We start from the raw sequence: 19,829 nt of genomic DNA on the forward strand, positions 1-19,829 counted from the left end.
AGGAGCCGGAGGGATCTGGCGGTAGCTATGGCGTCGAAAATGTTCCGTGCACTGGAAGTACCAAATTACCGGTTGTGGGTGATCGGTGCGCTGGTCTCCAATATCGGAACCTGGATGCAGCGTGTGGCCCAGGACTGGCTGGTGCTCACCGAGCTCACCGACCACGATGCAGTGGCCACCGGCATCACCACCGGCCTGCAGTTCCTGCCCGTGCTGCTGCTTGGCCCCTATGCCGGACTGATCGCCGACCGCTTCGACAAGCGCCGGCTGCTGATCCTCACGCAGAGCTTCATGGGAGTCTGCGCCCTGGTCCTGGGCCTGCTGGTGGTTACCGGCACGGCGCAGCTGTGGCATGTCTACGTGCTGGCCACGATGCTGGGCATCGGCGCCTCCTTCGACGCCCCGGCACGCCAGGCGTTCGTCTCCGAGGTGGTTCCCGGCACCCACCTGGCCAACGCGGTGGCGTTGAACAGCGCCAACTTCAACCTGGCCCGGCTGGCCGGGCCCGGCGTGGCCGGTGCGGTCATCGCGCTGGTGGGCACCGGACCGGCGTTCCTGCTCAACGGCGCCTCATTCCTCGCGGTGATTTTCTCACTGGTGTTCATGCGCAAGGACGCGCTGAACCCCTCCAAACCGGTCGCGCGCGCCAAAGGGCAGGTGCGGGAGGGCTTGGCGTACGTGAAGAACCGCAAGGACCTGGTGCTGATCTTCTTCCTGGCCGGCGTGATCGGCACCTTCGGGCTGAACTTCCAGATGACCAACGCGCTGATGGCCACCGAGGTCTACGGGGTAGGAGCAGGGGAGTACGGCATCCTGGGCTCGATCATGGCCATGGGCACCTTTGGCGGGGCGCTGTTCGCCGCCCGGCGTTCGGCTCCGCGCTGGCGCTTCCTGATCGGCGGCGGCGTGTTCTTCGGCATCGCCGGGATTGCCAGTGCGTGGATGCCCAACTACATCGCATTCGCGCTGGTGCTGATCCCGGTGGGACTGGGGTCGCTGACCTTCTTGAACAGCTGCAACACCATGGTGCAGACCTCGGTGCCCCCGGAGTACCGGGCGCGCGTGCTGGCGCTGTACCTGATGGTGGTGATGGGCGGTACGCCCATCGGCTCGCCGCTGATCGGCTGGTTCGCTGAACTGTTCGGGATCCAGATCGCCGTGACCATTGGCGCCGGGTTGTCGCTGGCCGCCAGCTTGGCAGCGCTGGTGGTCTGGCAGAAGTTCAAGACCAATGCGGTGCCGCTGCGCAGCCAGTTCCGCGAACTGCTCGGACGCTAGCCGGCCACCTGTTCGCCGCCGGCCACCGGAACCACGGAAACTTCGGTGGTGCTGGTGGTCAGCTGCGCGGTGAAGGAGTAGTCATCCTTGACGGTCTTCTTGGCCTTGGCGCCGGTGCGCAGATCCTGCTCGGTCAGGGTCAAGGTGGCGGTGGCCTTCAGCGGGGACAGCACCCAGGCGCCGTTGTAGTAGTTCACTTCAATGGTGGGGTACTTCGCGATGGACCAGTCGATGGTCGCCGGGTCCACGCGCGCCGAGGTGCTGTAGGCGAACGGGCATCCGGCAGGCATCAGCACCTGCTCGCTGGCGCACTCGTTGAGGTAGTTCTTCACCTTGGCATTGATGGCAGCGATGAATTCCTTGGTCGGCTCGGTCTTCAGCGCGATCTCCACCGGCTCCTTGGCAGGCTTGGTGACCACCATCCCGCGGGTGTCGGCCGCAAAGTTCTTGGTGCTGAAGCTCGCGTCGAGGAGCGAGGGGTAGAACACCGGAAGGGTGCTCACGCCAGCCGATAACGGGATCTTCTGCTCGTTGACCGTGACCTCGTTGACGGTGTTGGCCTTGATCTTCACGCTGGGCAGCGTGCTTGGCTCGAAGGCCCACTTGTCGAACAGCAGCCAGGATTTGCCGGCATGGCGCAGCGTGTAGGTCGATTCCTTGTCCACGCCGTGGGCCTTGTAATGCGCGGTGACGGTGCGCAACTGCTCATCGCCCTCTACCGCCTGGGCCTTGTCGGTGGAGAAATCCGTAATTCCGGCCTGGGTGCGCTTGAGCACGTCCCCATCCAGGGCAACAGCATCGCCCTGCGGGACCTGGGCCTGCATCAGGCCCAGGGCTTCGGCGCCTTCGCCCCTGGCCAGATGCTGCTGCAGTGCCTGCACCTGGTGCTGGGGGGAGAAGAGCGTACGGTTGGCGGCGATCGTTCCGGCAATGACCAGAACGACGACAGCCGCTGCAGCCAATGCCCAGCGAAGAGCCAGGCGGGCAGCGGAGATCGGCGTGGAATTACGAGTGTTCATCAGTAGCTAGGCTATCTGGTTTCCGGGCCCAGACCGAAAACGGCGTGCTGGAAGAGCCAGGTATTACTAACGGCGGCGCTTGCGGTTGCCGAAGAAGCCGCGGATCAGCTCGCGGCCAAGCACCTTGGCGGCGCCCATGGCCATGTCCATCATCGGGTTCTCTTCTTGGCGCGGTTGGCTCTGGCGTGGGGCGCTTTCCCGTCGTGGCTCCTTCGCCGGCTCGGGAGCAGTCGCTGGCGCCGGCGCCGCGGCCCGGGTTTTGGCCTCGAGCATTTCGCGGGCAGAATCACGATCCACTGCGGCGCTGTACTGCGCAGCCAGCGTCGAAGTGCCACGGACCTGGGCCATCACCTCAGGTGAGGCCGGGCCGATGTTGGACCCCGGCGAGGACATCTTGGTCCACGCTACCGGGGTCGGTGCACCTTTCTCGCCCAGCACGGTGACCACAGCCTCGCCGACACCAGCCTGGGTCAGTGCTTCCTGCAGGTCCAGCTCACCGGTTGGGAAGGTCTTGATGATCTGCTTGAGCGCGCTCTGGTCCTTGGCGGTGAACACGCGCACCGCATGCTGGATGCGGTTACCCAGCTGGCCGAGCACCTCATCGGGCAGGTCGGTCGGGGACTGGGTGATGAAGAACAGGCCCACGCCCTTGGAGCGGATCAGGCGCACGGTGTTGATGATCGCATCGGTGAACGCCTTGGTCGCATCCTTGAAGAGCAGGTGGGCCTCGTCGAGGAAGAACACCAGCTTGGGCTTCTCCAGGTCCCCGGCTTCTGGCAGGTCCTCGAACATGTCGGCCAGGAGCCACATGAGGAACGTGGAGAAAAGCATTGGCTGGGAGCTGACCGAGGGCAGTTCCAGGATGTTGATGACGCCCGCGCCGTCGCGCACCTGCAAGAAGTCCGCGGTATCGAACTCCGGCTGCCCGAAGAACTGGTCCAGTCCCTGGGTCTGCATGATCGTGATGCCGCGCAGGATCACCGATGCGGTGGATGAGGAGACGCCGCCCAGGGCGGCCAGCGCCGGGGCTCCGTCGTCGCTGAGCAGGAAGCTGATCACAGCTTTCAGGTCGCTGAGGTCATCCAGCGGCAGCTTATTGGAATCGGCGTAATGGAAGATCAGCTGCAGGCATTCTTCCTGGGTTTCGTTCAGTTCCAGGACACGGGCCAGCAAAATCGGGCCGAAGGCGTCCACGCTGGCGCGTACCGGGACGCCCTGCCCATTGCCACCCAGGCTGAGGAACTCGACCGGGTTGGTGCGCGCAACGAATTCGTGGCCGAGCTCGGCCAGTCGGGCACTGAGCTTCTCCGACGGTTCGGCAGGCTGCGCCAGGCCGCTCAGATCGCCTTTGACATCGGCGAGGAAAACCGGAACCCCGGCCACAGAGAGCTGTTCTGCCATGGTCTGCAAGGTGACGGTCTTGCCGGTGCCGGTGGCACCAGCGATCAGGCCGTGGCGGTTGAGCATTTTCAACGGCAGGCGGACCTGCGCGGTTGGCTCGGCCTTGCCGCTGATCAGTGCAGCCCCGAGCTCCAAGCAATCGGATTCGAAGTTGTAGCCTTCAACGAGGCTGGTCAGCAAAGTATTCGTTTCCTGGGTCATGGCTTCACTCTATTGCTTTTAGAACGGGTGCAACAGACGCTGGACGAAAGTTTGGGTGCGGGGGTTGGCAGGCGTGCCGAGCACCTGGGCCGCCGGACCGGTCTCCACGACCACCCCGCCATCCATGAACACCACGGTGTCGGCCACATTCCGGGCGAAGGCCAGCTCGTGGGTCACCAGCACCATGGACCAGCCCTCCTGGGCCAATTCCTTGATGACCGTGAGCACCTCGCCGACCAGCTCCGGATCCAGTGCGCTGGTGGGTTCGTCGAAGAGCAGCAGATCCGGCTGCTGCATCAGCGCGCGGACAATGCCCACGCGCTGCTGCTGGCCGCCGGACAGGGAGTTCGGGTAGGCGTCGGCCTTGGCTTCAAGGCCCACGCGGGCCAGCAGCTTCTTCGCCTGCGCCAGGACCTGGTCCTTGGGACGCTTTTGCACCTCGATCGGCCCGATGCTCACGTTCTGCAGCACCGTCAGATGGGGGAACAGGTGATGTCCCTGGAACACCATCGCCGAACGCTTGCGCAGGATCTGTGCGGCCTTGGGTTTCATCCCGGCGCTGAAGGAAACTTCCGGCCCGCCGGCGAATCCGACGGTGCCGGCATCGGCGATTTCCAGGCCGTTCAGGCAACGCAGGGCAGTGGTCTTGCCAGAGCCCGACGGGCCAATCAGTGCCAGCACTTCACCGGAATGCACGGTGAAGTCGATGCCCTGGAGCACCTGGTTCTCGCCGAAGGCCTTATGCAGGGCGGTGACGGAGAGCAGGGCGGAATTACTTGGCGACATACTTTTCAAGCCTTCCTTCAACAGAGTTTTGCAGAGCCGAGAGCACCAGGCAGATGACCCAGTAGATGGCTGCGGCCTCGCAATAGAGCAGCAGGAACTCGTAGGTGGAGGCCGTGATTTCCTGGGCCTTGCGGAACATTTCGGTGACCAGGATGGTGGAGGCCAGCGAGGTGTCCTTGACCAGGGAAATGAAGGAGTTCGACAGCGGCGGCACAGCCACCCGGGTGGCCTGCGGCAAGATCAGCCGGTACAGGGTGCGCGTGCGCGACATGCCCAGGGTGTAGCCGGCTTCCCATTGGCCCTGGGGGACCGAGAGGATCGCGGCACGAATGATTTCAGCGGCGTAACCGCCGATGTTCAGGCTGAAGGCGATGATGGCACTAGGCCACGGGTCGATGGTCAGGCCCACCGAAGGCATGCCGTAGAAGATGACGAACAGCTGCACCAGCAGCGGCGTGCCGCGAATGATGGAGATGTAGATCCGGGCAATCGAGGAGATGACCCGGTTCTTGCTGATCCGCATCAGCGCCATCAGCAAGGCGATGACCAGGCCCAAGGCCATGCTGATCAGGGCCAGCGGAATGGTTGCCGTGATCGCCCCGAGGGCTAACGGCCCGAGCGAGTCGAGGAATAACTGCCATTTCGAATCCATGGGCTACCTTTTGCGCAAATGAGACTGGCTCCACGCGTTCTTACGTGTGGAGCCAGTCTACTTATAGTGTTTGCTACTTGCTGACGTCTTCGCCGAAGTACTTCTCGGAGATCTTTGCCAGTTCCCCCTCGGCGCGCAGCTCCTCGAGCGCGGTGTCAATGGCCTGGGCCAGTTCAGTGGAATCCTTGCGCAGGGCTACAGCGGATTCGCTCTTCTCCTCGGATTCGGCAGCGATCTTGATGCTGTCATCCGGGTTGGTCTTCTGCGCATCCAGGAACGTCAGCTTGTCGTTCACGGTGGCATCGACACGGCCCTGCTTGAGCAGGGTGATCGACTGGGCCCAGCCTTCCACCGGCTCGACGTTCGCGCCGGCGGCCTTGGCGGTCTCGTAGAAGTTGCTGGTCAGCGACTGCGCGGTGGTCTTGCCTTCCAACGTCTCGAAAGAGGTGATCTCGCTGTTATCGCTCTTGGTCACCACCACGCCGGTGGAGACGGTGTAAGGCTCGGTGAACAGGTACTTCTCTTCGCGTTCCGGGTTGATCGAGACCTGGTTGGCGATGGCATCAAAACGCCCGGCATCCAGTCCGGCGAAGATCGCGTCCCACTGGGTTTCCTTGAACTTGACCTCGACGCCCATCTTCTCGCCGACGGCTTCGATGACCTCGACGTCGTAGCCGGTCAGCTCGTTGCCCTCGTGGTAGGAGAACGGGCGGTAGGTGCCTTCGGTGCCCACGGTCAGCACGCCCGAATCCTGGACCTTCTTCAAGGTTGCTCCGGTGTCCGGCGAGGGCTTGGCGCCACCGGATTCGCTTGCGGAGGTCGATGGGCCTGCCGAGCCGCAGGCGCTCAGTGACAGGGCGATAATTGCGGCAGTAGCCAGCAGTGGTGCAGTGCGCTTCATGGTGACCTCGCTAGGGGAGTGGATAAAAGCTGTTGTCCTACTGAACACTCTAGTGATGATCGCTTATTCCTGCAGGTGGAAGTTACGCTAAATTCCGAGGACGATCGCCAGCAGCATCATCAGCGGGATCGCGCAGATGGTGGTGACCAGGACCGTGTCCTTCGCGATTACCACCCCGTGGTCATAGCGCATGGCCGTCACGAAAATGTTCTGCGCAGTTGGCAGGCCGGCCATGATGACCGACGCCACCAGCAGCTCGCCACGCAGATTGAATACCCAGTAGGCCAGTGCCCAGGCCAGGAACGGGTGGAGCAGCAGCTTGGCCCCGGCGGCGATCAGCACATCGGCGCGGCGGCCCGACTTCTTTTCCAGCGGCTTGGAACCCACCAGGGAGATGCCGAAAGCCATGAGCATGGCGGGGATCGAGGCGCCGGCGATCAGGTCGATCGGTTCGAGCACGATGGAGGGCAATTCGATGCCGGTCAGCGCGACGGCCAAGCCGAGCAGCGACCCGATGATCATCGGGTTCTTCGCGGTGGCCAGCAGCAAAGCGATCGGGGTGGTGCGGTGCCGCGAGGTGGTGGCATCCAGCATCGCCAGATTGATCGGCTGGTAGAGGGCCAACTGGAAGAGGATGATCGGTGCCGCGTAGGACATGTCGCCGAGCACGTACAACGCGATGGGCAGGCCCAAGTTGGCGGAGTTCACCGTGGAGGCGGACATTGCCGCGATGATGCTTTCCGAGGCCGGGCGCTTGAGCATCCGGGCCGTCGCCAGGTAGTAGAGCACCGCGGTCAGCGCCGCGGACAGGGCGGCAACCCAGAGCAGCGGCCCGAGCACGGAAACCGGATCGGACTCGGCCAAGGTGGTGAACAGCAGGGCGGGGCTGGCCACGAAGAAGGTGACCCGGCTGAGCACATGGCGGCCTTGCTCGCCCAGCACCCCGGTGCGGCCCACCAAGTAGCCGACGAGAATGACAACCCAAATGATGGAGAAGCCTTCGAGGACTCCGGTCATCGTGCTCCTTCGCTGGCTATCAGAAGACCAACAACGCCGGAGCACCATTGGTGCCCCGGCGTTCGCTTGAGCGGGCGACGGGAATCGAACCCGCGTATCGAGCTTGGGAAGCTAGCGCTCTACCATTGAGCTACGCCCGCAGTGCACCGAGCGGCCTATTGACGGCCCGGGCATCAAAAGCATATCCCACGAATCCCGCGCACCGGAAAACGGCACGGAAAATCGTGGCCAAAGTTACGCAATGCCTATTCGGAGGGCTTCTCGTTGAGCAGCTGCTCGCGCAGGATCGCCACCCCATCGGCCGGGACCTCGAAGCTGAGCTCGTCGCCGGGGTTCACTACGAAGCCGGTGTTCTCCAAGGCGCGCACCACGGTGGCGCCCTGGACCTTCACGCCGTAGGGCGCCATGTCGATGTACGAGGAAGGGATGCGCTCCAAGGTGGTGAAGACCGCTACCACGGCCTCGCCGGAAGGGTTGGTCAGCATCATCGGCTGGGCATTCTTGTTCTCGCCGGTGACCTCTTCACGGGAGAGGAAATACACCTCGGCGCTCATGAAAGCGCCGATGACCGAGCCGGACAGCTCAGGTTTGTTGAGCCCGGCCTGCAGCATCATTTCGAAATGCGTCTTGGGCTGTGCCCGCTGCTTGTCCATTGGCGTTTCGATGATCGCATCCGGGACCTGGTCTGGTTCTTGGCCTTCAGCGGCGGCGGAGGTGTTCTCGTTGCTCATGTACTACAGCATGTCGCGATAAACCCCCAGGTGCAAACGCCGAATGCGGTTAATTCGGGGTAAAGGCCTAAAATGGCAGATGAGCACACACGATTGAATCAAGGACTGAGCATGCCTGAATTCCGTTACGAGGATCTTCTGCCAATTGGCGAAGATACCACCCCGTACCGCAAGATTTCCTCCGAAGGTGTCGAAGTTGTCGCCGGCCCGGATGGAAAGAACTTCCTGAAGGTCGCGCCGCAGGCACTGGAGCAGCTGGCCGAGACCGCGCTGCACGACATCTCGCACTACCTTCGCCCGGCCCACCTGCAGCAGCTGCGCAATATCCTCGACGACGAGGATGCCAGCCCGAACGACAAGTTCGTCGCCCTGGACCTGCTGAAGAACGCCAACATCGCCGCCGGCGGCATCCTGCCGATGTGCCAGGACACCGGTACCGCGATCGTCATGGGCAAGCGCGGCCAGCGCGTGCTGACCGAAGAGCAGGACGAGATCTCGCTCTCGCGCGGCATCTACAACGCCTACACCCGCCTGAACCTGCGCTACTCGCAGCTGGCTCCGATCACCACCTGGGAAGAGAAGGCCACCGGCAACAACCTCCCGGCGCAGATCGACCTCTACGCGAACACCAAGGACGGCGCTGACACCAGCTACAAGTTCCTGTTCATGGCCAAGGGCGGCGGATCGGCCAACAAGTCCTTCCTGTACCAGGAGACCAAGGCGATCCTCAACGAGAACTCGATGCTGAAGTTCCTCGATGAGAAGCTGCGTTCGCTGGGCACCGCCGCGTGCCCTCCGTACCACCTGTCCATCGTCATCGGCGGCACCTCGGCCGAGATGGCGTTGAAGACCGCGAAGTACGGTTCGGCCAAGTACCTGGATTCGCTGCCGACCGAAGGCGCGATGACCGGCCGCGGCTTCCGCGACACCGAGCTGGAAGACAAGGTCCTTGAGCTGACCCGCCACTTCGGCATTGGCGCGCAGTTCGGCGGCAAGTACTTCTGCCACGATGTGCGCGTGGTGCGCCTGCCTCGCCACGGCGCCTCGCTGCCGGTGGCCATCGCAGTATCCTGCTCGGCTGACCGCCAGATGCTGGCCAAGGTCACCGAAGAGGGACTGTTCGTCGAGCAGCTGGAAACCGATCCAGCCCGCTTCATGCCGGCGGAGGACCACCCGGCCCTGGCCGCGCACGACGACGAGACCGATGGCGTCACCGGCACCGGTGGCTCTTCGGTGGTCAAGATCGACCTGAACAAGCCGATGAGCGAAATCCTGGCCGAGCTGACCAAGTTCCCGGTCAAGACGCGCTTGTCGCTGTCCGGTCCATTGGTTGTGGCCCGCGATATCGCACACGCCAAGGTCAAGGAACGCCTGGATGCTGGCGAGGAAATGCCGCAGTACCTCAAGGACCACCCGGTCTACTACGCAGGTCCTGCCAAGACCCCAGAAGGCATGCCTTCGGGTTCCTTCGGCCCAACCACCGCAGGCCGCATGGACTCCTACGTGGACCAGTTCCAGGCTGCCGGCGGCTCGATGGTCATGCTGGCCAAGGGCAACCGCTCCAAGCAGGTCACCGACGCATGCAACACCCACGGCGGCTTCTACCTGGGCTCCATCGGCGGCCCGGCGGCACGTCTGGCCCAGGATTGCATCAAGAAGGTCGAGGTGCTCGAATACGAGGAACTGGGCATGGAAGCGATCTGGAAGATCGAGGTCGAGGACTTCCCGGCCTTCATCGTTGTCGATGACAAGGGCGAGGACTTCTTCGCCGAGACCTTGAAGCCGACCTTCACCGGCATTCCGGTGCGCGCGAAGTAATTCTCCAGCGCTCTGGGCAGGAACCACCTGCCATGAACTGCTCCCCAAAAGTTGGACTGTAGAAGCCAGCAACTTTTGGGGAGCATTTTCATGCCGTCCGGCGGCACGCAACCTGGAAAACCGTTCCCGGGATTGCATGCCGGTGCGGAGGGCAGATTCCAGGATGCTCCCGCAGAGGGGCAGGGTGCTGACGAGGCTACTTCGTGTGAACTTGCTGCTTCGCGTCCCGGGCACTAGATAATATTGGACGCTAGTACTGGATGCTCCACTGCACCATGATTCGGGCACTGCCCAACGCCCAGCGGATTGCGGGCAGAGCCGCGAAATGGCGACTCGCAGCGGCAATTTTCGTGGTTCCGGCGGTTCTGGTGGACCTGGCAGCGGCCTGTTCCAGACCGGGCTACTGGGTGAAGCCGAAGCCCCAGTCGCGGTACGGCGGAAGGAAACGCAGGACCATCAAGTCCTCGTCCACGACAACATCTTCGCCGGCCTTCTTGGATTTTTCGTGCGGCTCTTCGTCTTTGGCTTTCGCGGGTTCTTTCTCGATAGCTGCCTTTGCTTCGCTTTGCTCGGCATCCGCTATCGAGGCGGCCAGCATCTGGTGGTACTCTTCGAACGTTTCCGCTCCGGAAGCAAGCATCGCTTCGGCATGCTCGACGCCGACATAGCGCACATGCCACGGCTCGTACTTGTAGCCGGTGATCTCTTCCTTGCCCTGGGGGTAGCGGATGATCAGGCCGTATTCTGCCGCGTGCTCGGCAATCCACAGGCCAGCCGGGGTCTGGCCGAATTCTGCTTTCAATTCGGCGCGGCTATCGGTGTAGCCCAGGTCTGCCGCCAAACCGAGCTGGTGCTCGCTGGTTCCGGGGCGCGCAGAAATCCGTTCGGCATAAGCGGTGCCGTACTTGGCTTGGTACTGGTTGAACAAGACCGCCTGGCGCTGGTATGAACGGTATGCGCTCAGCAGCTTGATCGAATGGCCGGCAGCGCGCGCATCAGCAATGAACGCTTCAATGGCCTCTGCCGCCTCGGGACGCAGGGTCATCGAGCTGCCGGCAACACCAACTAGCTTGCCGGGAACGTAGTCCTCCGGCGAAAGCTTCGTGGTGGGGTTGATCAAGGCCAAGGGGCTCGATGCCTTCGACAGCTGCGAGCTCTCGACGGCAGGCAGATCCTCGGCCGGCGCAGCGAGTGCGGCGGTGCCGGAGAGCAGCAATGCCGATGCGAGTACGGTGCCAGTCAGCGCGGAGGCTAGGCGCATGTTGAATAAACCCTTGCGTTGCGGAGCGATGATGGGAAATCCCAGCTTAACGATAGCTGGAAACGCTGGGTAATTGGTGGGAAATCTGCGACCAGCTGGTGAACAGGATGCGGCCAGTGATCTCGACTCACTGTACATAATTGGCCTAATAGTTCGGCTGCCGGGGAAAGTCAGGATAAATTTATACGCGTGTTGTATTCAGATGGTGACATTCGTCGAGAAATAGCGTCCGGTGAGATTGGGCTAGAGCCCTTTGACCCGCAGATGGTCCAGCCCGCATCCGTGGATGTTCGACTTGACCGGTTCTTCCGGCTTTTCGATAACCACAAGTATGCGCACATCGATCCTTCGGTGGAGCAAGATGAACTGACGCGCCTGGTCGAGGTCGACCCCGATGAGCCATTCATCCTGCACCCGGGCGAATTCGTGCTCGGCTCGACCTACGAAGTGGTGACCTTGGGCCACGGCGTGGCCGCGCGGCTGGAAGGCAAGAGCTCCTTGGGCCGCCTTGGCCTGCTGACCCACTCCACCGCAGGGTTCATTGATCCAGGGTTCTCCGGCCACGTGACCTTGGAACTGTCCAACATGGCTACTTTGCCCATTAAGCTGTGGCCGGGATCGAAGATCGGCCAGCTGTGCTTCTTCAAGCTGACGTCGGACACCGAGCATCCATACGGTTCGGGACCCTACGGCAACCGCTACCAGGGCCAGCGTGGCCCCACGGCTTCGCGCAGCCACCTGAACTTCCACCGGACCATCATCGAGAACTAAGCGGCAGTACCGCTCAGGATCCCGCAAACGGCGCTGGCCCCCAACATTTGTTGGGGGCCAGCGCCGTTTGCGGCTGGAAGCTACGCGGTGACCTTCTTGGGCGACCGGATTGGCAGGAGCAGGAGCAGGCCGAGCGCCAAGACCACCAGGATGCCCAGGATGCCGTAACGCTGGGCTTGGCCGGATGCCACCAGCGGGGTAGCGATGGCGATGGCTCCGGCAAACAACGCCGGTGCCAGGAAGGACACGGCGCGACCGGTGGTCGCGTACAACCCGAAGAGCTCTCCTTCGCGTCCTTCGGGAATCAAGCGCGAGAGGTAGGAGCGGGAAGCTGCCTGTGCCGGTCCGACGAACAAGCACAGCAGCAGGCCGAAGATCCAGAAGCCCGCGGCTTCGGGGGAGAAGAAGACTCCGGCGCCGGCAACCAGCAGGCCGATCAGCGAACCGACAATGACCGCCTTCGGGCCTGCCAAGTCATCGATGCGGCCGCCAAGCACCGCGCCAAGGGCCGCAACGACGTTGCCGACGATCGCGAAGATGATCACTTCGGTCAATTCGAAACCGAAGGTGCCCGCGGCAATGACGCCGCCGAAGGTGAAGATGGCGGCTAGCCCGTCGCGGAAGACGGCGGAGGAGCAGAGGAAGAAGAGCAGGTTGCGGTCGCTGCGCCACAGTTCCCTGATGTTGTTGAACAGCACCTTGTAGGTAAGCATCAGCGGGATTTTCTTCGAGGTGCTCGGTGGCGCTTCGGGGATCACGAAGAACAGCGGCAGCGCGAAGAGCAAGCACCAAACGGCAGAGAACACTGCCACCCAGCGCAAGTTCAACGATTCTTCGGTGCTGGCACCTGGCCAGTCCACGATTGGCTGCACGAACAGGAAGAGCACCAGGGCGAGGGCGAGGATTCCGCCGACGTAGCCCATGCCCCAGCCGAAACCGGAGACCTTGCCGACCGTTGCCTTGGTGGAAATCTGGTTCAGCACCGCGTTGTAGTTCACGCCGGCGAATTCGCCGAAGACCGACATGGCCGCGACGAGGATCGCGCCGAACCAGAGGTAGGAAGGGTCGGGGTAGACGAAGAAGCAGGCCGCGCAGATGGCGACGAGAACCAGGGTGTTGACCACGATCCACAGCTTGCGCCGCCCGGCAACATCGGCGCGAAGCCCGGTGACGGGCACCAGCAGGGCGATGGCCAGTCCGCCGATGGCCAGTGCCTGCGAGAGGACCAGCGACGCATGGTCGGTGTCGCCGAATAGCTCGCTGGTGAGATAGACGGTGAACACGAAAGTGATCATGACAGCGTTGATCGCGGCTTGTCCCCAATCCCAGCTGGCCCACGCCCAGGTGTACTTATTAAGCCACTTTTCACGAATCGCCGACGGTTCGACCTGATTGATTCCCATGCTGGCATCGTACCTGCAACAGGTAATCAGGCGATGAATAGGAACGACCTTTTGGAGAATAGCGGCTAGCTTGGAAAATCAGCTGGTCGCGGAAAACGCAGGGAATATTCCTTAAAGCGCACATTCGTGCGATTGCAGGCAGGCCACGGCTGATAAAATTACAGATGCAGGCGCTTTTCGAAGTGCTCTGGATACTCTGCCCACCACCAGCCGACAGAGGAAAAGCGTGCTAATAATTCTCACTGCGCTGTTTGCCACCGCTGTTTTATGCCCATTAATATTCCGGGCCTTGAAACGAAACGGTTTTTACGTTGTGGCGGCCGTGCCCGCAGTGGGATTCATCTGGTTGCTGACCCGCATGCCGGCGGTGCTTTCTGCCGATAATTCCCTGGCCAATGGTGCGCCAAATGCGCCGCCATCGGTTCAAATGGAATGGATTCCCGGGCTGAATATCGCCCTGAATTTCCGCATGGATTCTTTGGCCGCGACAATCTTGCTGCTGATCCTCGGCGTGGGCGCGCTGGTGCTGTTCTATTGCGCCCGCTATTTCAAGAATGATGATCCGCAGATCGGCAGCTTCGCGGCGAAGATGGTCGCTTTCGCCGGAGCCATGACCGGCTTGGTCACGGCCGATGACATCATCATCATGTTCATCTTCTGGGAAATCACCAGCGTGCTTTCCTACCTGCTCATCGGTTTCAGCCAGGCCCTGATCACCGCGCGCCGTTCAGCCATGAACGCCCTGATCATCACGACCCTTGGCGGACTGGTGATGCTCGCCGGCATCTTGATGCTCGGCGCGGCGGCCGGCAGCTACCAGCTCTCGGAGATCATGGCATCGGCCGATGAACTGGTGGCCTTTGGGGCCTTCACCGATGTTGCGGTGGCGCTGATTATTGTCGGGGCGATCTCCAAATCGGCCCTGGTGCCTTTCCACTTCTGGCTGCCCGGTGCGATGGCCGCTCCGACTCCGGTGTCCGCGTACCTGCACGCGGCAGCCATGGTCAAGGCCGGCGTCTACCTGATCGCCCGCCTGGCCCCGGGCTTCGCCGAGACCACCCTGTGGGTCCCCATGACCGTAGGCATCGGTATTCTCACCATGCTCATCGGCGGCTACCGGGCGCTCAAGCAATACGACCTGAAGCTGATCCTGGCCTTCGGCACGGTCTCGCAGCTGGGCTTCATCATCGCGGTCTTCGGCTTCGGCACCCCCGAAGCGGCTTTTGCCGCACTGGCCATGACGCTGGCCCACGGCCTGTTCAAGGCGACGCTGTTCCTGAGCGTGGGCATCATCGACCACAACACCGGTACCCGCGATATCCGCAAGCTCAGCGGCTTGCGCCGTGCCATGCCGATACTGGCCACGACCACCGGCATCGCCGCGGCGTCCATGGCCGGCGTGCCGCTGCTGTTCGGCTTCGTTGCCAAGGAAGCGGTCTACGAATCGGCCCTGCACCTGGAAACCGGGTGGGGAATGGCCGCGCTCATCGGCATCCTGATGGGTGCGGCGCTGACCATGGCCTACTCGCTGCGCTTCTTCTTCGGGGCTTTCGGCGTGAAGAAAAAGAAGTTGCCTGCATTGCAGTGCAAGGCCCCGACACTGATCTTCCTGGCGCCCTTGCTGGTTCTTTCGGCGGCGACGCTGTTCCTGGGCCTGTACCCGCAGCTGGTGGAGCCGCTGGCCATCCACTGGTCGGCCGCGCAGGGCGGACCGGGCAAAATGCACCTGCTGCCATTTGCCGGCTTCAACGCGGCACTGGGGCTGAGCGCCATATCGGTGGGCCTGGGCCTGTGCTTCTTCTGGCTGCGTCACCGCACCGACACCGGGGCACCGCTGCGCCGCATGGTCACCTCGGCCGAGGAAATCTACCGCATGTCGGTGAACGTGCTGGACAAGGTGGCCATCTGGATCACCGGTCGCACCCAGCGTGGTTCGCTCTCCTTCTACCTGGGCGTCATCCTGGTCGTGGTGCTGGTGATTCCGCTGGCCATCGCGCTGACCGTCTACACCCCGTGGCCAACGAACTGGATCATCGCCGACCACCCGGCCCAGCTGCTGATCGGTGCGGTGATCATCGCCGGTGCGGTGGTCTCCATTACCGCGCCGAAGCGTTTCATGGCGGTGCTGATGGTTTCGGTGACCGGCTACGGCATGGTCGCGATCTTCGCCCTGCAAGGCGCCCCGGACCTGGCGCTGACCCAGCTGCTGGTGGAAACCATCGTGCTGGTTTCCTTCGTGCTCGCCTTGCGCGCCCTGCCCAAGCGACTGTGGGTGGGCCTGACCCGGATCAAGTGGGGCCGGGCCATCCTGTCGATCGCCTTGGCCGTGATGGTCGTCTACATTGCCATCGCGATGATGGCCGCCCGCAACGAGGCCCGCATTTCCCTGGCTTGGCCGGATCTGGCCTACTACGAGGGCTACGGCAAGAACATCGTCAACGTGGCCCTGGTGGACCTGCGCGTGTGGGATACCTTCGGCGAGATCACCGTGCTGGCAGCGGCTGCCACCGGTGTGGCTTCGCTGATCTTCGCCGGGCGCAGCTTCGGCAACCGGGTGCGGGCCCACCACGTGGCACCGGGCAGCATCGACGCGGGTTCCGAAGCCATGGGCAGCAAGGACTCCAAGGAAACCGAGCTGCGCATTGCCCGCCGCTTTGCCTCCAGCTCCAACCAGGACTGGTTGATGGCTGGCAGCACCCTGGTCGCCGAGCGCCGCTCGATCATCTTTGAAGTGGTCACCCGGCTGATTTTCCACACGGTGCTGATCATGTCGGTGTACACGCTGCTGACCGGGCACAATACCCCGGGCGGCGGCTTCGCTGGCGGGCTGATCGCCGGCTTGGCGCTGACCATCCGCTACCTGGCCGGCGGCCGCGTGGAACTTTCCGAGTCGATGCGCATCGCTCCGGGCATGCTGATCGGCGGCGGCATAGCGCTAGCCGGATTGGCGGGCATCGTGCCGCTGCTGCTGGGTGATGGCATCTTCACCACCTACGCCCTGGAATTCTGGTTCTTCGGCGAGCACAAGTTCGTTTCCTCAACGATTTTCGACATTGGAGTGTATCTGGTGGTCCTTGGCCTCGTGCAGGACGTGCTGCGTTCTTTGGGCAGTGAGATTGATTCGCTCTCCGAGGGCCGCAGCCCGGTGGAGCGCCACGACGAGATCCAGGCCTCCCGGACTGGAGTTGGCCGATGAGCGTGAACATCACTTTCCTCGTAGTCACCGGCGTGCTGCTGGCGGCCGGCTTCTACCTGGTGCTCGAACGCACCCTGACCCGGGTGCTGCTGGGCATCATGCTGCTGGGCAACGGCCTCAACCTGCTGATCCTCACCAGCGGCGGGCGCAAGGGCGCGGCGCCGTTGTTCAAGCCGGATGCGGCGGCCGACTCGTACTCGGACCCGCTGCCGCAGGCCCTGATCCTCACCGCCATTGTGATCACCTTCGCGGTGACCGCCTTCCTGCTGGCGATGATCTACCGGTCCTGGACCCTGACCAGCGCTGATGAGCTCACCGATGACACCGAAGATATCAAGGTGTCCCAGAAGACCGCCTACGACGAGGAAGAAGACTCGCCAGTGGCCGAGGATACGACCGAATTCGTCGATGAAGAAGGACGCCCAGTGCGCGAGGGGGAAGAGTGAATTTCCTGGATCTAGCCCCTTTGGCCGTGGTGCTGCCGATCTTCGGCGCCGGGGCAGCCTTCCTGGCCCGCCGCCAGGTCCGCCTGCAGCGCCTGATCACCATCGGCATCCTGTGCCTGACCCTGGTGCTCGAAGCGGGAATGCTCGCCGCCGTATGGGGCGGGGAAAGCTATGCCATCCATATTGGCGGCTGGGAGTCGCCCTTCGGCATCGCCCTGATGGTCGACGGGTTCAGCGCCTTCATGCTGCTGGTCTCCACCGTCGTCTCGCTGGCTGTGCTGCTCTTCGCCACCAGCCAGGGCCTGGCCGACGGGGACGAGCCCGGACCGGTGTCGATATTCCACCCGGCGTACCTGATCCTGCTGGCCGGAGTGTCCAACGCCTTCCTGGCCGCTGACCTTTTCAACTTGTACGTCGGATTCGAAATCCTGCTCACCGCCAGCTACGTGCTGCTGACCTTGGGCGGTACCGCCGAGCGCATCCGCGCCGGTACCACCTATGTGGTGGTTTCCGTGGTTTCCTCGGTGATCTTCCTGATGGCCATCGCGATGACCTATGCGGCCACCGGCACGGTGAACATGGCTGACCTTGCGGTGAAGCTGCCCGAGCTGGGCCAGGGCCCGCAGCTGATCTTGCATGTGCTGCTGCTGATCGCTTTCGGCATCAAGGCCGCGGTCTTCCCGCTGTCCCTGTGGCTGCCGGACTCCTACCCGACCGCACCGGCCCCGGTGACCGCCGTGTTCGCCGGGTTGCTGACCAAGGTGGGCGTCTACGCGATCGTCCGCACCGAAACCCTGCTCTTCCCGGGCGGCTCGGTCAACGCCGGACTGCTGGTGGTGGCCGCGCTGACCATGGTCATCGGTATCCTCGGTGCGCTGGCGCAGACGGACTTCAAGCGCATGCTTTCCTTCACGCTCACCAGCCACATCGGCTACCTGATCTTCGGCGTGGCCGTGGGCGGGCCGCTGGCCATCGCCGCGACCATCTACTACGTGGGCCACCACATCATCGTGCAGACTTCGCTGTTCATGGTGGCGGGACTGATCGAACGCCGTGCCGGTAGCTCGAATGTCACCCGGCTCGGCTCGCTGGCCAAGCTCTCCCCGGCATTGGCCCTGCTCTTCTTCATCCCGGCCATCAATCTGGGCGGCATCCCGCCGTTCTCCGGATTCCTGGGCAAATTCGGGCTATTGCATGCGGCCGCGCAGGATGCCGATCCGCTGACCTGGGTCGTGATCGGCGCCGGATTGCTGACCAGCCTGCTGACCTTGATGGCGATCATCCGCGTGTGGGCCCGTGTGTTCTGGCGCCGTGCCGCTGATGCCGAGGTGCCCAACCAGGACCTGGTGGCCGAAGCGACGCAGGTCGCCGACGAGACGTTGGCCGGCGGCGCGCAGAACCCCCGCTTGGGGTTGAAACTGGCCAAGCAGCTGGAAGCCGACTCCTTGCCGTGGGGCATGCGCTACGCCACCGGTTCGCTGGTGCTTGCGGGCATCGCCCTGACCGTCTTTGCCGGGCCGATCTTCGAATTCTGCCAGCGGGTGGCTGCGGAACTGATCGCCCGCGAACCGTATATCAGCTCGATCTTGCCATTCTGATTGGAGGGATGATGCCGAACAAGAACTTTGAACCGCGTGACCAGCGCATTGACGATGCGCTGGATACCTCCGGTGTGCGCCACCGCGCGACACTCAAGCAGGAATGGCCGCTGCTTCTGCTGCTGCTCTTTGTCTGGGGTGCTCTCTGGCAGGACTTCTCCCTGGGGAACATGGTCTTCGGCGTGATCATCGCGCTGCTGATCGTGAACCTGTTCCCGCTGCCGCCGGTGGTCCTTTCGGGCCGGATCAATGCCTGGTACTGCCTGAAGCTGTTCATCTGGTTCCTCGGACAGGTCTTCGCCGCCAGCGTCCATGTGGCCTGGCTGGCGCTGGTCCGCGGGAAGCGCACCCGCAGCGCGGTCATTGCGGTCCCGCTGCGCACCGACTCGGACCTGATCGTGATGACCGTGGGACACGTGCTCACGCTGATCCCGGGCTCCTTCGTGATCGACGTGGACCGCAGCTCGTCGACGCTGTACCTGCACTACATCGACATCGAGTCGCCTGCGGACGTGGAGAAGGCGCGTGCCGGCATCCGGGACATCGAACGCCGGCTGATCATGGCTATTGGCAGCCGAGACGAGTACGAAGCGATCAAGAGCGAATGCGGACCGAACTTTGATGCGAGGAAGGGGTAACATGCTGGATATCGTCATTTGGATCTGCGGCATCATGCTCGGGCTCGGTGCTGTCGCCTGCCTGGTCCGTGTTGCCAAGGGGCCGTCAATCCTTGACCGGGTGCTGGCCCTGGACGTGATGCTGCTGATCATCTCCGCCGCGCTGTGCCTGGAAATGGTGCTGCACAAGCACACCGACTACTTGCTGTTCGTCGTGGCCGCCTGCATGCTCGGGTTCATCGGTTCGGTGACCGTCTCGCGCTTCGTTTCGGATCAGAGGAACGCCTAATGGAAATCTTCCTCGATGTCCTCGTTGCCGTCCTGCTGATCCTTGGCTGCCTGATGTCATTGATCGCAGGTATCGGCTTGCTGACCTTCCCGGACATGCTCACCCGCATGCATGCAGCGACCAAACCGCAGGTACTCGGCTTCCTGCTGATTTTCGCTGGACTGGCCATTTACCTGCGCAGCTGGGCTGTGGTCCCGGTACTCGTGCTGGCCTGGGGAATGCAGCTATTGACCGCACCGGTTTCGGCCCACATGATTGGCCGTTCCGGCTACCGGACCAAGCACGCTGCCAAGGAAACCCTGTTCTCCGATGAGCTGAGCCACGTGGTCAACAAGGTCAACGGAACACCGCCGACCGGAACCACCCCGGTTTCCAAGACCGGATCGCCAGACGAACAAGATTGAGAAAAAGCGGGAGCCGCCCCTCTGGGCGGCTCCCGCTTTT

At 63.0% G+C, this 19,829-nt stretch carries 18 protein-coding genes and 1 tRNA gene; 9 read left to right on the forward strand and 10 right to left on the reverse strand.

Going from position 1 to position 19,829, the window contains the following annotated elements; genetic code table 11:
* Positions 1 to 39 precede the first annotated feature (39 nt).
* Entirely contained in the window at positions 40 to 1,278 is a 1,239-nt protein-coding gene (locus ACIOU9_RS00465) for an MFS transporter (protein WP_402695818.1), read from the forward strand.
* Here ACIOU9_RS00465 and ACIOU9_RS00470 read toward each other — a convergent pair.
* From ACIOU9_RS00470 to ACIOU9_RS00505, 8 genes are all read right to left on the reverse strand, one after another.
* Positions 1,275 to 2,297, reverse strand: coding sequence for a hypothetical protein (locus ACIOU9_RS00470; protein WP_402695819.1), 1,023 nt, complete (start codon positions 2,295 to 2,297; stop codon positions 1,275 to 1,277). The two genes, ACIOU9_RS00465 and ACIOU9_RS00470, sit on opposite strands and share 4 nt — an antisense overlap.
* A gap of 66 nt (positions 2,298 to 2,363) precedes the next feature.
* Entirely contained in the window at positions 2,364 to 3,899 is a 1,536-nt protein-coding gene (locus ACIOU9_RS00475) for a helicase HerA-like domain-containing protein (RefSeq protein ID WP_402695821.1), read from the reverse strand.
* A gap of 18 nt (positions 3,900 to 3,917) precedes the next feature.
* Positions 3,918 to 4,685, reverse strand: a complete 768-nt coding sequence (locus tag ACIOU9_RS00480) for an amino acid ABC transporter ATP-binding protein (RefSeq protein WP_332730603.1) — start codon at positions 4,683 to 4,685, stop codon at positions 3,918 to 3,920.
* A complete protein-coding gene (locus tag ACIOU9_RS00485) occupies positions 4,672 to 5,337 on the reverse strand; it encodes an amino acid ABC transporter permease (protein WP_105657025.1) in 666 nt (221 codons plus the stop codon). The genes ACIOU9_RS00480 and ACIOU9_RS00485 overlap by 14 nt, the downstream gene beginning before the upstream one ends.
* Before the next feature lie 73 nt (positions 5,338 to 5,410).
* The gene (locus ACIOU9_RS00490; RefSeq protein WP_402695823.1) at positions 5,411 to 6,238 is read right to left on the reverse strand and encodes a transporter substrate-binding domain-containing protein; all 828 of its coding nucleotides are present in this window, start codon (positions 6,236 to 6,238) and stop codon (positions 5,411 to 5,413) included.
* Positions 6,239 to 6,325: 87 nt separating this feature from the next.
* The gene (locus ACIOU9_RS00495) at positions 6,326 to 7,255 is read right to left on the reverse strand and encodes an AEC family transporter (protein WP_133833550.1); all 930 of its coding nucleotides are present in this window, start codon (positions 7,253 to 7,255) and stop codon (positions 6,326 to 6,328) included.
* A gap of 69 nt (positions 7,256 to 7,324) precedes the next feature.
* Positions 7,325 to 7,395 (reverse strand) — tRNA-Gly (locus tag ACIOU9_RS00500).
* Between the two features lie 105 nt (positions 7,396 to 7,500).
* A complete protein-coding gene (locus ACIOU9_RS00505) occupies positions 7,501 to 7,986 on the reverse strand; it encodes an SseB family protein (RefSeq protein ID WP_105662527.1) in 486 nt (161 codons plus the stop codon).
* A gap of 111 nt (positions 7,987 to 8,097) precedes the next feature.
* Between ACIOU9_RS00505 and ACIOU9_RS00510 the strand changes: the two genes are divergently transcribed.
* Positions 8,098 to 9,804 carry a fumarate hydratase gene (locus tag ACIOU9_RS00510; protein WP_332485900.1) on the forward strand — a complete coding sequence of 569 codons (1,707 nt, stop codon included), beginning with the start codon at positions 8,098 to 8,100 and terminating at the stop codon, positions 9,802 to 9,804.
* A gap of 400 nt (positions 9,805 to 10,204) precedes the next feature.
* Here the strand turns inward: ACIOU9_RS00510 and ACIOU9_RS00515 are convergent, their stop codons facing one another.
* Positions 10,205 to 11,065, reverse strand: a complete 861-nt coding sequence (locus tag ACIOU9_RS00515; protein ID WP_332503908.1) for a M15 family metallopeptidase — start codon at positions 11,063 to 11,065, stop codon at positions 10,205 to 10,207.
* Positions 11,066 to 11,254: 189 nt separating this feature from the next.
* Here ACIOU9_RS00515 and dcd point away from each other — a divergent pair, with 189 nt between their 5' ends.
* Entirely contained in the window at positions 11,255 to 11,836 is a 582-nt protein-coding gene (gene dcd / locus ACIOU9_RS00520) for a dCTP deaminase (protein WP_013349886.1), read from the forward strand.
* Between the two features lie 80 nt (positions 11,837 to 11,916).
* Here dcd and ACIOU9_RS00525 read toward each other — a convergent pair whose 3' ends face one another.
* Positions 11,917 to 13,239, reverse strand: a complete 1,323-nt coding sequence (locus tag ACIOU9_RS00525) for an MFS transporter (RefSeq protein WP_402695824.1) — start codon at positions 13,237 to 13,239, stop codon at positions 11,917 to 11,919.
* A gap of 226 nt (positions 13,240 to 13,465) precedes the next feature.
* Between ACIOU9_RS00525 and ACIOU9_RS00530 the strand changes: the two genes are divergently transcribed.
* Genes ACIOU9_RS00530 through mnhG form a run of 6 tightly spaced genes read left to right on the forward strand, consistent with a single transcriptional unit; the run spans position 13,466 to position 19,789 of the window.
* Positions 13,466 to 16,435 carry a Na+/H+ antiporter subunit A gene (locus ACIOU9_RS00530; RefSeq protein ID WP_402695825.1) on the forward strand — a complete coding sequence of 990 codons (2,970 nt, stop codon included), beginning with the start codon at positions 13,466 to 13,468 and terminating at the stop codon, positions 16,433 to 16,435.
* On the forward strand, positions 16,432 to 16,881 hold the full coding sequence (locus tag ACIOU9_RS00535) for a Na(+)/H(+) antiporter subunit C (RefSeq protein ID WP_402695827.1): 450 nt from the start codon (positions 16,432 to 16,434) through the stop codon (positions 16,879 to 16,881). The genes ACIOU9_RS00530 and ACIOU9_RS00535 overlap by 4 nt, the downstream gene beginning before the upstream one ends.
* Complete coding sequence (locus tag ACIOU9_RS00540; RefSeq protein WP_332727287.1) at positions 16,878 to 18,479, forward strand: Na+/H+ antiporter subunit D; 1,602 nt, start codon at positions 16,878 to 16,880, stop codon at positions 18,477 to 18,479. The genes ACIOU9_RS00535 and ACIOU9_RS00540 overlap by 4 nt, the downstream gene beginning before the upstream one ends.
* 8 nt (positions 18,480 to 18,487) lie before the next feature.
* Positions 18,488 to 19,117: a Na+/H+ antiporter subunit E gene (locus tag ACIOU9_RS00545; protein ID WP_105657015.1), complete on the forward strand. Its 630-nt coding sequence runs from the start codon at positions 18,488 to 18,490 to the stop codon at positions 19,115 to 19,117.
* A 1-nt stretch (position 19,118) separates the two neighbouring features.
* Positions 19,119 to 19,385 (forward strand): monovalent cation/H+ antiporter complex subunit F, encoded by a 267-nt coding sequence (locus ACIOU9_RS00550; RefSeq protein WP_105657014.1) that lies wholly within the window; start codon positions 19,119 to 19,121, stop codon positions 19,383 to 19,385.
* Entirely contained in the window at positions 19,385 to 19,789 is a 405-nt protein-coding gene (gene mnhG, locus ACIOU9_RS00555) for a monovalent cation/H(+) antiporter subunit G (RefSeq protein ID WP_105657013.1), read from the forward strand. Before ACIOU9_RS00550 ends, mnhG begins: the two co-directional genes overlap by 1 nt.
* Positions 19,790 to 19,829 lie beyond the last annotated feature (40 nt).

This window comes from Glutamicibacter sp. NPDC087583 (genome assembly GCF_044743685.1).
In the GTDB taxonomy this organism is placed as follows: domain Bacteria; phylum Actinomycetota; class Actinomycetes; order Actinomycetales; family Micrococcaceae; genus Glutamicibacter.